The sequence below is a fragment of the Enterobacter sp. K16B genome (genome assembly GCF_020216105.1).
Classification (GTDB): domain Bacteria; phylum Pseudomonadota; class Gammaproteobacteria; order Enterobacterales; family Enterobacteriaceae; genus Enterobacter; species Enterobacter sichuanensis.
In genome coordinates, this window is the sequence record NZ_JAIWJZ010000039.1 from 1 (window position 1) to 14,221 (window position 14,221).

General features: G+C 46.9%; 19 protein-coding genes. 8 read left to right on the top strand and 11 right to left on the bottom strand.

Translation table 11 applies throughout. The annotated features are described in order from the left end of the window. The 8 genes from LDK53_RS09920 to LDK53_RS09955 all read left to right on the top strand — a co-directional run. Positions 1–499: RHS repeat-associated core domain-containing protein (locus tag LDK53_RS09920; RefSeq protein WP_225286443.1), on the top strand; the 499-nt coding region annotated here is incomplete at its 5' end. Next, the gene (locus tag LDK53_RS09925; protein WP_225286445.1) at positions 492–998 is read left to right on the top strand and encodes a hypothetical protein; all 507 of its coding nucleotides are present in this window, start codon (positions 492–494) and stop codon (positions 996–998) included. The genes LDK53_RS09920 and LDK53_RS09925, both read left to right, overlap by 8 nt. A 186-nt stretch (positions 999–1,184) precedes the next feature. After that, positions 1,185–1,751 (top strand): hypothetical protein, encoded by a 567-nt coding sequence (locus LDK53_RS09930; RefSeq protein ID WP_225286447.1) that lies wholly within the window; start codon positions 1,185–1,187, stop codon positions 1,749–1,751. Positions 1,752–1,995: 244 nt separating this feature from the next. Further along, positions 1,996–2,397, top strand: coding sequence for a hypothetical protein (locus tag LDK53_RS09935; protein WP_225286457.1), 402 nt, complete (start codon positions 1,996–1,998; stop codon positions 2,395–2,397). Positions 2,398–2,520: 123 nt separating this feature from the next. Beyond that, on the top strand, positions 2,521–3,084 hold the full coding sequence (locus tag LDK53_RS09940; RefSeq protein ID WP_225286468.1) for an imm11 family protein: 564 nt from the start codon (positions 2,521–2,523) through the stop codon (positions 3,082–3,084). Between the two features lie 145 nt (positions 3,085–3,229). Continuing rightward, positions 3,230–3,574 carry a hypothetical protein gene (locus tag LDK53_RS09945; RefSeq protein WP_225286470.1) on the top strand — a complete coding sequence of 115 codons (345 nt, stop codon included), beginning with the start codon at positions 3,230–3,232 and terminating at the stop codon, positions 3,572–3,574. Between the two features lie 109 nt (positions 3,575–3,683). Further along, a complete protein-coding gene (locus tag LDK53_RS09950) occupies positions 3,684–4,268 on the top strand; it encodes a hypothetical protein (RefSeq protein WP_225286480.1) in 585 nt (194 codons plus the stop codon). Positions 4,269–4,427: 159 nt separating this feature from the next. Continuing rightward, a complete protein-coding gene (locus tag LDK53_RS09955) occupies positions 4,428–4,814 on the top strand; it encodes a hypothetical protein (RefSeq protein ID WP_047957963.1) in 387 nt (128 codons plus the stop codon). Between the two features lie 249 nt (positions 4,815–5,063). On the opposite strand, the gene LDK53_RS09960 is transcribed toward LDK53_RS09955, so the two are convergent. The 11 genes from LDK53_RS09960 to LDK53_RS10010 all read right to left on the bottom strand — a co-directional run bounded on the left by LDK53_RS09960 (position 5,064) and on the right by LDK53_RS10010 (position 14,120). Then, complete coding sequence (locus tag LDK53_RS09960; RefSeq protein WP_225286492.1) at positions 5,064–5,330, bottom strand: hypothetical protein; 267 nt, start codon at positions 5,328–5,330, stop codon at positions 5,064–5,066. A 69-nt stretch (positions 5,331–5,399) separates the two neighbouring features. Next, positions 5,400–5,990, bottom strand: a complete 591-nt coding sequence (locus LDK53_RS09965; RefSeq protein WP_225286511.1) for a hypothetical protein — start codon at positions 5,988–5,990, stop codon at positions 5,400–5,402. A 121-nt stretch (positions 5,991–6,111) separates the two neighbouring features. Further along, positions 6,112–6,567, bottom strand: a complete 456-nt coding sequence (locus tag LDK53_RS09970; RefSeq protein ID WP_059386195.1) for a hypothetical protein — start codon at positions 6,565–6,567, stop codon at positions 6,112–6,114. Positions 6,568–6,791: 224 nt separating this feature from the next. Then, positions 6,792–7,826 (bottom strand): C45 family autoproteolytic acyltransferase/hydolase, encoded by a 1,035-nt coding sequence (locus LDK53_RS09975; protein WP_225286531.1) that lies wholly within the window; start codon positions 7,824–7,826, stop codon positions 6,792–6,794. 21 nt (positions 7,827–7,847) lie between these two features. Continuing rightward, positions 7,848–8,570 carry a glutamine ABC transporter ATP-binding protein GlnQ gene (glnQ, locus tag LDK53_RS09980; protein WP_225286772.1) on the bottom strand — a complete coding sequence of 241 codons (723 nt, stop codon included), beginning with the start codon at positions 8,568–8,570 and terminating at the stop codon, positions 7,848–7,850. A 2-nt stretch (positions 8,571–8,572) separates the two neighbouring features. Next, entirely contained in the window at positions 8,573–9,229 is a 657-nt protein-coding gene (gene glnP, locus LDK53_RS09985) for a glutamine ABC transporter permease GlnP (protein WP_025759694.1), read from the bottom strand. A 51-nt stretch (positions 9,230–9,280) separates the two neighbouring features. Further along, complete coding sequence (gene glnH / locus LDK53_RS09990) at positions 9,281–10,033, bottom strand: glutamine ABC transporter substrate-binding protein GlnH (RefSeq protein WP_225286543.1); 753 nt, start codon at positions 10,031–10,033, stop codon at positions 9,281–9,283. 126 nt (positions 10,034–10,159) lie between these two features. Next, the gene (locus LDK53_RS09995) at positions 10,160–10,714 is read right to left on the bottom strand and encodes a carboxymuconolactone decarboxylase family protein (protein ID WP_176472018.1); all 555 of its coding nucleotides are present in this window, start codon (positions 10,712–10,714) and stop codon (positions 10,160–10,162) included. Next, on the bottom strand, positions 10,711–12,039 hold the full coding sequence (locus LDK53_RS10000; RefSeq protein ID WP_059386198.1) for an aspartate aminotransferase family protein: 1,329 nt from the start codon (positions 12,037–12,039) through the stop codon (positions 10,711–10,713). Before LDK53_RS10000 ends, LDK53_RS09995 begins: the two co-directional genes overlap by 4 nt. 127 nt (positions 12,040–12,166) lie before the next feature. Further along, positions 12,167–13,024, bottom strand: a complete 858-nt coding sequence (locus LDK53_RS10005) for a MurR/RpiR family transcriptional regulator (RefSeq protein ID WP_025759689.1) — start codon at positions 13,022–13,024, stop codon at positions 12,167–12,169. Positions 13,025–13,238: 214 nt separating this feature from the next. Beyond that, on the bottom strand, positions 13,239–14,120 hold the full coding sequence (locus LDK53_RS10010; RefSeq protein WP_225286545.1) for a LysR family transcriptional regulator: 882 nt from the start codon (positions 14,118–14,120) through the stop codon (positions 13,239–13,241). Between the last annotated feature and the right edge of the window lie 101 nt (positions 14,121–14,221).

The window sequence follows — 14,221 nt, forward strand, 5'->3', positions numbered from 1 at the left end:
ACAGGTCGGGCGGTTTATTGTGCAGGATCCGATTGGGTTGAATGGCGGTTTTAATTTATATTCATACGTTCCTAATCCAATTACCTGGATAGATCCATTAGGGTTAATGCCATGGGCATGGAACCCAAATGGTATGGGACACCATTTAATCCCACGAAACAAGGCCAACAGCATTGGGCTAACCGATCCTGGTACTATGAAAAATACGCCAACGTTTTTCCCGGATCCTTATAGTGCTGGAATGCATGAAGAACTACATAGAGCTATTAAAAACGATATTGGAAAAATTCAGGGGCCGTGGCAGGGGGCCGCGGAAGATTTATTCAATGCGTCTAGCCGTAATTTAGATTCCGTTTCACACATAAGAGGCGATTTAAAGATTGCTTCGACGGGTGAAATCTTAGCCAGAAATGTCACTCCTAAAGAAGCACATTCAAAACTGTTGGAGTGGTTCAATAATAAACAAACAGGTAAGGCATCAGGAGGCAGATGTGGTTAAAACAATTGGCACTGATGTGGATTTTAACGGGATAATAATTTTCGATTATCCAGGAATACTGGCCCCATTTGGTGGGAAGATAGATGATGGAGAAAACATTCTCGAGGAGTTCACTACCACAGACAAAGGGGAGCTTGTGCTTAATGAAGGTATTGCCTTACCTATTATGGGCCTTGATGATGGTGGCTATGTTGTTAGGCTCTTTTTAAATGAATTCCCCGACAATGAAGACAGAGAGGTTATATTCACGGATAAATATTTCTATCTTAATGTAACTGGTGATTTATATGTTGCTGATATGGCAGTATTTTGGGAGTGGGAAGATTATACTGGTTGGATTAACGCTGATGTTCCTAAAGGAATATATAAAGTGAGCCTTGAAGGTGTTCATTTATTAAAGGGGGAAGAGACTATCTATTGCTATGATTTGATTTTTGAAAAAACGAATCAACTTGGTACAAGAGATGTTGAAACACGCTCAGACTCCAGGCTTTATTAAATCTATTAGCTGGCAAAAAAATAAACTTTTCCGGTCTTTATTAGTTTATTTTTTAATCATACCTAAAGAGACGTGCATTGTAGTTAATCATAAATGTGACTTAAAGATGCGAAGAATTTGTTCGCAGAAATGGTTATGCGAATTAGGAAAGAGAGAATGTACTTTTTATGGGAGTGAGTTTAAGAAATGATTAAATGTAATCTAATTTCTAAAATAAGTATCTTTTCTGATGGTAATGTCATTGGGCGGATAGGTGGAAATATTCCTGAATTCTTTTTAGATAAACTAGATGATATTCAAGGTTATAAGTTTTATTTGACAGTTCAGAATCCTGATGATGGACATGAGTATATTACGATAGTTATTCCGGAAAGATATGACGATATGATTGATAACAATATCTACCCTAATTGTTCGGTAAAAGTTTTCACGCATACTTTTTCTGATGAAAGCAATAATGATGCATTTACGATAAAACACATTAATAAGGCAGCTATTGTTGGGTATGATAAAGTTGAAAGTGAAGAGTTTGATTTTATCACTAAAACCGAAGAAGCAAGGTTAATACAATCTGAAGATTATTATTTAGATGCTTTACAAAAGGATGGTTATCAATTTTTCATGCAGATAGATGAAGACTATTATCCAGATGCATTGCTTGATGGTGATTACATCTTTGGTTACGGTGCTTTGTATTTGTATAAAAAAATATCCGGCGGAAATACTATAGCTGGTTTTTGGCAGTACTCGTAAAGATAACTGATTAATAAAATCTGGATTAATATTAATTATTCCGGCTTTTATAATACAGATGATATTTTTATGAAGAATGTTTTTTTGATTTTTTACTTACGTCTATAAAATTCCTCTAAATAATAATGGTGTTAATACCAGGCATCAGGGAAAGAAATTTTATATAATTTAAAAATGATTACGCACCCGTGTTTTAAATACTAACTCCGCAAAATTTTTAATATTTAAAGCTACATAGTTTCAAATGGTTAAGAATTTAATTCGATATGCACAACAGAGTATCGTTGATATGAATATAAAGGCAATAGAAACAAAGTATGGTTTGATTTATGGTCGTGATGCTTTGATAGTATCTGGCACCGAGCTAAAACTTTGCCCCTTTAATTTTTTGGTGAAAGCTTCTTTAAGTTTATCTTCTTGTAAACCAGGTATAAAAGATGCTCCTGATGTTCGTATTGAGTTTTTATTCAGTAACATCGAAATGATGTCTGTGTATAAAATAGATGATTATCCTTATGATGGGAATTTACAGTCGAGCTTTGATTTAATCGAAACTGAAAGGGAAGATGATCTGCAACGAGTAGTTCTATGCACATACGACCACGTTTTCGATATTATTGGGAAATGTGAGATTAATTATCTTTAAATAAAGTTGCGGAGTGTATCGTACTCACCCCGGTTAGTAAAATGAGTATAAAAGCTATACAGCTAGAATTAAAAAAATGAATATAGCATTCATAAATATGTTTTGAAATAGAGGGCGTTAGATATGTATTGGTTAAGAATTGCTTGTGATTATCCCAATAATTATTGGTTTGAATACCAGCACCCTGACATATCTGGAAGTGCTTTTTCTCAATGTAAATTAATTGAAACTTACGAGGGGCATTTTTTTACATTAAAATCAAAGGTGAGTGAGAAGGCACTGCTTGCATATGATTTTTATTATAGTGATGGGCCTATATTCATATCCCCCAGGCTGGCATCGCTAATTTCTTGTCACGATGTTTTTTGGACTGATTTTCAACTTATTGATGCTACTGTATCTGTAAATGAAAACAAGCACCAAGGGTATAAAATAATTAATATACTAAGAGAGGTTTCATGCATCGATATGGAAGCTTCGGAAAGTCAACCTATATTAAGTTATTTGCCTAATGGTCCAAGGAAGTTTAGTAAAATAGTCTTCAAAGAAAATGTTATTGAAGATTTTAGTATGGCAAGATGTAGTGAGTATAAAGCTTGCATAATTATTTCAAATGAATTTAAAGAGTTACTTTCTAAGAATAACATGAAAGGAATAGAGTTTGTTGACCCCTCTTTATTAATATAACTATGATTAAAGTAAGTAAATATGGTCCATGAAATGATTTCCAGATTATAAAAATTGTTTAAAATATAATTCAATGGGTTTATTATCCTATCATTAACAACTTTCTTTATAAAGCATAAAAGATAGACAATTAAGGATTATGTATATGAATCATTTAGAATACAGAAAAGCTTATAGTTTATATGATTTAATATTTGGAATTATGAATGGGTACACATTGGATAATTTTTGTGTGTATACAAAAGAATATGAATCCTCTGCTAAAGAAGATCTTGTTTGTTATTTAGATAACTATCCTGTCATTAGTGATGACGATGAGGAAGTATACCCCGATTTTGTTGTCGAAAATTCGCTAGAGCTCTTTTTCTATGGAGAACAATTTATTGATGTATTATATAATATCTCTGTCCAAAGAGAAAAACCATCTGTTGAGGATTTCATATCAGGTTTGAATTTTTATCTCGAGAACGATAACTTCATAGAGCTTTGATTTAAAGAACGAGAGAGTAATCGGAAATTGCTTTACTTAGCTTGTCAGAAGATAATGCATTCTGCAAATGTTGTGCTAAATTAATGGGTTATTACTGAGGGCTATATTTATGGATGAGTCTGAGATCATGGTGAATGAGATTGAAAAAGCATTAAAACAATTTATTATTATTTGCAATAAACACTCGCTGTCCGGGAGTTTCAGCACCGTCAGTGACCTGGATAATACATTCCCGTCCAACTTACCTCGTTCAACAGATGTCGATTTCTTATATAAAAATTATAATCCTGAAAACTTAAAGATTGAAACAGGTTTCACACCAATTAAAATTCACTCTGTCAATGAGCTCGCGAAGGCTCAAAGTGGTTATGAATACTTACCAGATAATTATCTTGTTATTGGTGATGATTTAGGTGGAGGTAAACCTATAATTGCGGTTATCGATGAAGGGAATTCCTCTGTTTATGCAAGTTATGATGTCATTGAACCGTTTCAGATAGCCAGTAGTCTCTCTGGGTTCATATTTTCTCTAGCTGAGCTAATTGATTTGGTATATGGTCACTATGATATCTTTGATATAGCAGATGATAATGACGAAGTAAAAGATAATTTCATTGATGAGTTGCGGGAAAGAATTGTTCCACTTATCGGTAATGAAAATTTCAATGCGTTTTATAATTATTTTTATGGCTAATTATTTTCTTTCAAGGTAAACCAGTATGGCGAAAATGTTATTTTTAGCGAGGTGATGTTCTCTGTGTTTCTTACAGGTATATTAAGCAAGATTTAAAAGAGTAATGCTGTATATTTTTTCAAGTGAAATTAATTCAATACATCAAAGGAGAGGGATTACATGCAGACGACGCGAGTAATGGGCGAAGGATATGAACCGTACGTTGAGCAATTAGGTGACAAACTGATTTATTCAATACCTGTCGAATCGGGATTTGTCAGTTTTCATTTTGAGTTTGATATTCGTCAGACCGATCTTGACGTCTTGCTGTCCGATCATTACCGGCGGGCCGTCCTGGAAGTGACCGCTCACACTTTGCTCCAGCGTTCGACGTTGAAGGGACATAACAGATTTACGCAGAACGATTTTGATAACCTTATTGCCACTGTCCTGCATGCATCGCAAGAGCATCTCAGCGCATTCATTTCTCAGATTAATCGGGAGCACAATATTTCGATTGAACATTATGTGAATGATATCGTGAACAGGCGCATAAACAAAGGATGAATATACCGATCCCAAATAAGGCCAATTTTATTTTTAAAATCACACTGGGCCGATAGCGCTTTTCAACCTCATGCAACCCGAAGAGTTCAAATTGATTTTTCGTGAGAAGCTTTCAACAAACGCTTATCTGTCTGTGTCTTCGTTCAGTTTGGCGGACGCTTGTCTGTTACCTTGCTAAATTTTTTCCGGGAGCAGGGGGCTGGTGAGGAAATGGAATCAGGATGAGTTAGCGTATCGCCACGCTTTATCTTATTGCCTGGCGTTTTTCATTGCATCCTGCTTCCCCGGGTTGCATTGCTGTTTTGTTCCGGGAAGATAAAAATTCCCTGATCGATCCGGATTTGTTCCGCCCGGACATCCCGCCCGGCCATCAGATGAGACGGTGCCATCAGAACCGTTTCCGCCATCAGACCCATTTCCTCCATCACCACCCTTACCGCCATCAGCAGCATTTACGGCAAATGCACTAAGTAAAAGCAAACTGGCAATAGCGCGCTTATTCATTAAAATCTCCATTGTTCAATCCATTTACGTGCGGAAACTTTTCCCGCGAGGGTCCCATGCGGAACATTTCACAGGCGAACCTCACTCCTGACTTTCAATATTCGCTTTAACAGCCTCCAGCGTCCTCTTACGGATCCAGCCGCTGCCCGCCCGTATTACCAGCCAGTAAGCTGTCATCCTTAGCCTGGTGCTTCTGTCCGGACAATAGACGAAGGTTTCCGTAGAGAGCTCATGTTGGCCTGGCGCCAGTTCCGTTACCTGATAGCGCAACAGCAGTTTCGCGCTGCCCGGCGCAGCGGGCGTCTGAAAAGTATTCGCGTCCGGCACGTTTTCCAGACCGAAATCCGTACGCCAGAATTGCCCTCTTAAGCCATAGCACAGCTCAGAGGGTGAACTTTTCAACAGGGTAAAGCTGTGCAAACCAAAGTTGCCGATCGCGTTAGACTGCGTGTTGCGCAGTAATTTCTGCGGTATTTGGCGCAAAGACATTAGTCGCCGAATCACGGGGTCTTGCCGGACGTCAAAGTGTGCAATCAACGGCAGAATAGTTTCTGGATGAGCAGTATGTATAACCGTTCGATGTTTCTCATGAAACTGAAACTGGGGCAGGAAAACAGGAGCATCACGCCAGTGAGAAAGCGCTTTGTGGGTAACAAATCCTGGGTTTAGCATCTCTCTTCCTTGTCATCCTTTGAACTCAGCCAGAGTAACAGATGGCTTGCCGCAGACAATTACCAGGAAAAGAGAGGGGTATCTGGCCGAAACCGTACCTTGCTTCGGTAGCATTCCGGCCTCAGTGTGCCGTGAGATACGGCTCCTTCACGAATTCCGCCAACAACCAGACCATATCATGCAATAGCCCGGTGAGCGCTCTCGCCACGCTCGCAGGCAGTGCACCGCCCATTACCGCCAGCGTCAACGCGACAGCATAATCCACCTGCAACGCCGTCTCCTGCCAGCAGTCCGGTACGCAGGAGGTCAGCTTTTCTCCCGCAATCAGCTGTTCAACCAGATACGGCGGAAGCTCGGCGTCACAGCACTCCCGCAGCCGTTTGAGCACGGCCAGCAATCGTCTGCAGAGTGTGGCAAACGTTACTGCATCGTCAGTTTCCACCAGCACGCTGACATATGCAGCGCAGGTATCAGCCAGCTCGAAAAGATCCGCAGAATCGGGGAGCTGAAGGTTAATAAGGTGATAAACAGCGCTTTCTTCAGAGAGCGCGTAAGAAAATGCAGGGATAGTCGCCATTTAGCATCCTCTTCGGGCAAAAAAATGACATGTTATGCTAACGGGTTCCTACGCCCGGTTACGAATATGCCGCAACGCAGGCACTTTACGGCCGTGATGAAGGGATGAAAAGGGATGCCCCTGAATTACATAAGGTTGCTTGCAGGTTTGCGAGGCGGCTTCCAGAAGGCCATTGCCGGGTGGCGGCTACGCCTTACCCGGCCTACTAAAAACTGCAGATTGGGTCATCCAGATTTATGGCCGACGGAACAAGACTGTAAAACGGGTTTTTGCCGATCGTGAGTGAATATCTGCCATTTTATTGCCGAGGTACTCAGGGTAAAAATGGCCGTGGCTAGCGTGTTCTCTTCATCCGGATCGTGTGGCGAGAGACGATAAATCGGGAGCGCGGAGTCGTGCTGGTCAGAAAGAATATCCAGTGCCGCCGCACCATCAAGCTGAGATTGCGTCTCAAGCCAGGCGTTTAGCCGTGTTTGCCGTGAACGGGAACTGTCCGTGATCACCTGCTCAACCGCAGCAAGCTGAGGGTGGATAAGGTGATTAGCATGAGCGAAAACCTCCCGCAACGGCATGATGGAACAGCCTGTTCCCGTGGCTTCTACGCTAAACAGACGACGGTCTCCCCGTTGCCCCAGCGTGTGATGAAAGGCTCCGGCGCGTGGCTCTGAGGTCAGTATGGTGATGGCTTCATCCAGGGTGGCGGCATTCAGCGCGGCGCGGGCGAGTATCTGGCGCGGCATTCCGTCCGGACGGTGTACAGCGCGAATGTTATTCACCGTATTCACCACACCTTTTTCGTTTACGGCAAAGGTATGTCCGCAAATCGATCCCGGATAGGCAAAACTGGTGAACGCCAGGCCGTCATCAGGGATGATACTGACGATGGCGCAATCATTGCGAAGCTGAGGGAAACCGTCTTCGTTATGCGCAATAATCAGCTCCCCCTCCGCAGTGCTTCCCGCTACGGTGGTACAACCGTCAGAGGTAGAGCGCACCAAATCGCCGCGACAGTTCCAGGCAAACACCTCATCAAGCGGTGCCTCCAGCCCCCTGGCGAGTCCTTCCAGCTCCTGCCAAATCAGGGGAAACTGAGACTGGACGCGAGAGCGCATTCGCCGGGTCTGTTCTGCGTCTTTCATGGCGGTAACGGTTTGCCACAATGCCGTTTGCGTCAGTTTTGCATGCCAGGCCTCGCGGCCGAATGCGCCAAGTTCCTGACCCACCGCAAAAGCGGAACCACTAATTTCTAATTTTTTCATGGTGTTATCATTCACTTCTGTTCAGGATACATGCTGCAAAAATTCTTTCAGGCGAGGATTAGCGCTGCTGTTCAGCAGCATATCAGGTGGACCATCTTCGGCAATGGTGCCGCCATCAATAAAGATGAGCCGTGATGCCACATCGCGGGCGAAGCCGATTTCATGGGTCACTATCACCATGGTCATGCCTTCTTCGGCCAGCGAGCGCATCACTTTCAGGACCTCATGCCGTAATTCGGGATCCAGCGCTGAGGTCGGCTCATCGAACAGCATCATTTTCGGTTTCACTGCCAGAGCTCTGGCAATGGCCACGCGCTGCTGCTGACCGCCCGAGAGCTCTGATGGGTAGTGATGAGCGCGTTCGCGTAAGCCCACACGGTCCAGTAGCGCCAGTGCCTGTTCACGCGCGGCAGCTTTGCTCTGTTTGCGCACGCGAACCGGACCAAACATCACATTCTCCAGCGCCGTCAGATGGGGGAAGAGATGGAACTGCTGAAACACCATCCCGGCTTCGCGGCGGATATCGCACTCATTCGCGTGAGGATCGGTAATATGCATTCCCGCTACCAGCAGCGTGCCGGAGGAAATCTCCTCCAGCTTATTAATGCAGCGTAGCAGCGTCGATTTACCCGAACCGGAAGGACCAATGATCACCACCACTTCACCGGCTTCAATTTTTAAATTGATGTCGTGCAGCACCAGAGTGGAACCGAAGTTCTTCGACACTGCGCTAAATTCAACCATGCTCATAAAATATGGATCCTTTTCTCCAGTTGCTTCAGGAGGAAACTCAGACACAGCGTTACCAGCAGGTAAATCATTGCCACTGCGGTCCAGACTTCCAGTGCGCGGAAATTACCGGCAATAATTTCCTGCCCCTGACGCGTCAATTCCGCCACACCAATCACAATAAACAGCGAGGTGTCTTTTATACTAATAATCCACTGATTACCTAACGCAGGGATCATACGGCGTAATGCCAGCGGCATAATGACATGCCATAGCGTACTGCGTTGTGATAATCCCATCGCCAGGCTGGCCTCTCTGAATCCTTTATTAATTGAGAGAATCGCCCCGCGGGTGATTTCTGCAATATAAGCACCCGAGTTAATCACAATTGTCGTAATGGCTGCCGTTACCGGATCAATATGAACGGGTAACACCATGGGAAGTGCGAAGTAAATAAACATCACTTGCACCATAATCGGCGTTCCGCGGATTAACTCGACAAAGACTAACGAGACGGTTTTTGATATCTTTCCTCCAAGCGCACGGCAGGTTCCTGCCAGCAGGCCAATAACAAAACCACCCAATAAACCTGATAAAGAAATAATCAGCGTCAGCTGTAGTCCTTGCAACAATAGCGGCAGGGACTCCCAAATATATTTACTGTCGAAATTCATCATTCTACCCGTTAAGATGCAACGAGGTCGGATCGCTCCGACCTGGCGGGATTATTTTGGCTGTTTCGCAAACCACTTCACGTAGATCTTGCTGTAAGTCCCGTCCGCGCGTAAGGCCTCCAGTGCAGCGTTGATCTTTGGCGTCAGGGTGCTGTTTTTCTGCATCGCAAAGCCGTAGTGCTGCGGCAGAATGCTGTCGGTCTCGCCGGTAGATTTCACTTTGCCATCACCTGCCGTTTTGACGTAATAGAGCACGTTGGGTGAGTCATGTACCACGGCATCAAGATTACCTGCCTGCAAATCAAGATAGGCGTTATCGATATTCGGGAACTCGACATAATTCGCCTTATATTTGCTTTTCATAAAACTGGCCGCCGCTGTTCCCTGCTTCAGTCCCACTTTCTTACCCGCTAAATCGCTGAATTTAGTAATGGTATTATCGCTGCTTTTAACCGCCATTAATAAATCAGCATCATAATAACCCTCGCTGAAATCAACGACCTGTTTACGCGCGTCGGTTATAGTAATCCCCGCCATTGCAACATCAAGATTACGTGATTGCAAACCGGGAATCAGTCCGCCGAAATCCATTGGGCGCAATTCGTAGCTGACATTCATCTTTTTGGCAATGGCATCCCACAAATCTATATCAAAACCGACATATTTATCGCCTTGTTTGAATTCAAAGGGTACAAAAGCGGTATCAACTCCAACTGTTAATTTATCCTGCGCGCCTGCCACAAAACTGGCGGAACAAGCGACCAGCGCTAACGTAACTTTTAATTTGGTCAGTAATCCAGACATAATAACCCTCGGCGTCAGTGAAACAGCGTGCATGAATATCATCCGGCGAAATAAAATCGACGGAGTGGGAAATAAAAATAGTGACAGGCAGGGCGCACTTTCATGCGCCAACGTTAAAACGATAGCTTATGCGGGAATAATCTCATCCCGCGTGTCGGGTACCGGCGTCTGCGCGCCGTTCATTACCATTGAGAGAAAACTGTAATAACCCGTGATTCCGATCAGATCCACCACGCCTTTTTCACCCCACAGCGCGACAGCCTGCTGCCAGGTGGCATCGCTGACCTTCTGCTCCTCCTGTAACTCCTTGCAGAAGTGATAAATTACCCATTCATCCGGTTGCAGATCTTCAGGAAGCCGTTTTTCATTAATCGCCTGCACCGCTGCCGCAGAGATGCCTTTCTCGCGAGCTATTGGCGCATGAATTGCCCATTCCACCGGCTGCGACCAGTGCCGTGCGGTCATTAAAATCGCCAGCTCCGACAAACGCTGTCCCAGGGCACTGCGATAACGCAGGTATTCCCCCATGCGTTGTGCATGCGCCATCAGCTCAGGACTGCGCAGCAGCGGCTCGAAGGGAGGCAGCAGGGCACCGCGTGGCCCATTGATGATCTCTTCGGCTAAGGAACGCTGCCGATCGTCCCACTCATGCTCCGCCAGGGGCGGTAAACGATTGATCATAATTTACTCGTCTCTTCGCGAATCACGGTGTTCAGCGTGTCCACCACAAAATCAAGCTGGGCTGGGGTGATAATAAACGGTGGGGCGATCAAAATATGGTCGCCATACTGCCCGTCAATGGTTCCCCCCATCGGATAGACCATCAGTCCGCGTGACATACAGTTTGCTTTGATCGCCGCATGCAGTTTCAGAGCAGGATCGAAGGGGGTTTTATTGCCTTTATCACGGACCAGCTCAACACCCGCAAACAAGCCGCGTCCACGCGTATCACCGACGTGGGGTAATTCCCCCAGCACTTCACGCAATGCGTTGTGCAGGTAATCCCCCTGTTGCCTGACCGCCTGGAGCAAGTTATCGCGCTCAATCACCTGCTGCACCGCCAGGGCTGCGGAAGCGGCAGTCGCGTGACAAATGTAGGTGTGTCCGTGCTGGAACAGACCGCTGCCGGTTTGCAGCGCTGAGACAATCTTCTCGCTTGCTAGTACTGCACCAATCGGCTGATAGCCGCCCCCCAGTCCCTTCGCGATGGTCACCAAATCCGGCACCACATCATCCTGTTCAAACGCATGCAGCGTACCGGTGCGTCCCATGCCACACATGACTTCATCCGCGATGTAGAGAATGCCGTATTTATCGCACAGGTTGCGTACCCCTTTAAGATAGCCGGGAGTAGGGGGAGTGGCGCCGGTGGTGGCCCCCACCACGGTTTCTGCGCAGAAACCAATAATGGTCTCCGGACCGGCCTCAAGAATGGCGTGCTCCAGTTCGTTCAGCAAACGCGTGGTATATTGCTGCTGGGTTTCGTCAGCGCGGCGGTCGCGATACTCATTGCAGGCCGAAACACGGATAACGTCGATTAACAGGGGAGCAAACTGACGGCGACGCCATTCATTGCCTCCCACCGCGAGTGCCCCAAGGGTATTGCCATGATAGCTCTGTTTACGGGCGATAAATTTGGTGCGCGACGGCTGGCCGAGCTCAACAAAATACTGACGCGCCAGCTTGAGTGCGGTTTCGACCGCTTCCGAACCGCCCGAAACGAAATAGGCGTAGTTAAGATCGCCAGGCGCCGTGCGCGTCAGCTGTTCAGCAAGTTGTTCAACGGTGTCACTGGTAAAAAAACTGGTGTGGGCATAGGCCAGTTGATCGATCTGGCGATGCATTGCCGCCAGCACATCAGGATGCGCATGACCTAAACAGGAAACGGCGGCGCCACCGCAGGCATCCAGATACTGCTTTCCCTGTGCATCAAAAATGTACGCCCCTTGCGCACGCGCCGCGACGGCGGGCGTGCTGCGTAGGCTGCGGTGAATAATATGACTCATGCTGGTCCTGCTCCTGAATACGCTGTGTTAATAAAGCGCATCTTGCAGGATTCATTTGTATCACGTCAACGTTATTTGGATTCAAATGCATTCTCTTTTCTTATGCCGGAGGCAAATGAATCATTTTTCAGGGTTTCCGGGGCACGACATACGCACCCGAGTCGATGAGATAGCGTTCAGCATTTTCGATTTTACTCACCGCATCCCGACCATGGCGAGCCACCAGCATCGCCAGTAAACACTCGGCCAGCCCCATGCCCGAAACCACGGAAGGGAAAAACGACGGGCTGTCTGTGGAGAACAGCAGCGTGCAATCGGCAGCCTGTGCTAATGGTGAGACGGGGGAATCCGTGATGGCGACAATCGTCGCGCCCGCCTGCTGGGCCGCGCGTAAAACATCCAGCGACTCACGCGAATAGGGCGCAAAACTGGTGAGTAACAGGCAATCCTGTGCTGTTAATTCGCGGGTGAACACCTCGATGTTGCTCGCCAGACCATCAATGAGCGACACCTGCCGATTGAACAATCGATAGACATAAAACAGCGACCAGGCAATAGGAAAGCTGGCACGGAAGCCGCAAATGTAGACATTCTCCGCCGCGTCCAGCAGCGATACCGCTTGCTCCATGGCCTGATGGTTTTCATTTTGTGTAAACGCCAGATTGGCCTGATGTGCCTGAAACACCTCTTCATACAGCTGGGGTTGAGTGCCTTTGGCGATCAGTTTCTCGGCTTTGGAGACATATGTATCATTACGCAGTCCAAGCTCATCAATGAAAGCGTCCTTAAGTTCCCCCCAGCCGTTGTACCCTAATCGCTGCGCCAGTCGTAACAACGTAGCGGGTTTTACACCGGCTTCAGCGGCGAAGGCGCGCATCGATAGCACGACCAGTTGATTGGTATTCTGTAGCGAGAACTCGGCAGCGCGCTGTAATTCGGCAGACAATTCTCTGAATGTATTAACAATATTTTCCCTTGGATTCATAGCTACTATTTACGCTCTTTACGGTTAGCGTTGCTGGCGTCAGTGGACGGGACAGGGGCTTTTCCATTACATCAGGGGTTTCGAAAGACAGAAGGGAATCTACCTTAGCATTCGATAGCCGTATTGTAACCCTGTTGTTGTGCTCCCTGAAGGGCATTGCCGGGTGGCGGCTACGCCTTACCCGGCCGACAAAAACCACCAACCAAACTGGCCGCTATCCCTCGCTCATCATCGCCAGAAACCGCTTCACCGTCCGCGAGCGTTCAAAGCGCCGCCAGCAGAGCGCGATATCGGTATAAAGCTCCGGCGAGCTCAGCGCGTGGTAGGTGACATTCGGCGGAGAAATGGCCGCCATGGATTTCGGTACCAGCGCGAAGCCGCCACCCGCGGAAACCATGCTCAGGGAGGATGAAAGCTGTGACGACTGCAGCGCGTGCTGCACGTCAATCCCGGCCCGCTCGCAGCAGCCGTGAACCCGGTCGTACAGGCCGGGCGCGACCTCCTGCGGGAACAGCACCACCGGCGTGTCCCGGAGCTGAGCCAGCGCCAGATCGCCGCTTGTCGCCAGCGGATGGTCGCGATGCAGCGCCACCACCATCGGCTCCCGGTCGAGGATTGTTAACTCGAAGGCCTTGCTGCTCTCGCACGGCAGGCGCACGAAGGCGATATCCAGTTCACCCTCCGCCAGCATCGTCGTCAGCGACGACATATTGGCTTCCACCTGGTGAACCTGCACCGCCATGTTCTGCACCTGATACTGGCGAATCAGGGCAAAAATTTTGGGATGAAAAGCGTCGGAGCTGGTGATGCCAATCGACAGACTGCCGTTCAGCCCGCGGGCGATGCCGCGGGCTTTCTCCAGCGCGGCGTCGCTTAGCGCCAGAATCTTACAGGCGTCCTCGTAGAAGGCTTCTCCCGCCTCGGTCAGCTCCACGCCCCGCGTCAGGCGTCTGAACAGCGGCGTGCCCACTTCCTCTTCGAGCCGTTTGATCTGCTGACTCAGAGGAGGCTGTGAAATACCCAGCGCTTCGGCCGCCCTGGTGAAGTGTCGCTCGCGTGCAACCGCGACAAAATACCGCAGATAACGAAGTTCCATATCAAAAACGTCTCAAACCACCATGGATTCTATATTGGAACTCTCTGCTGAATCGGGTCAACATTTATTTAACCTTTCTAAATAAAGTTGAAGAGGACGAG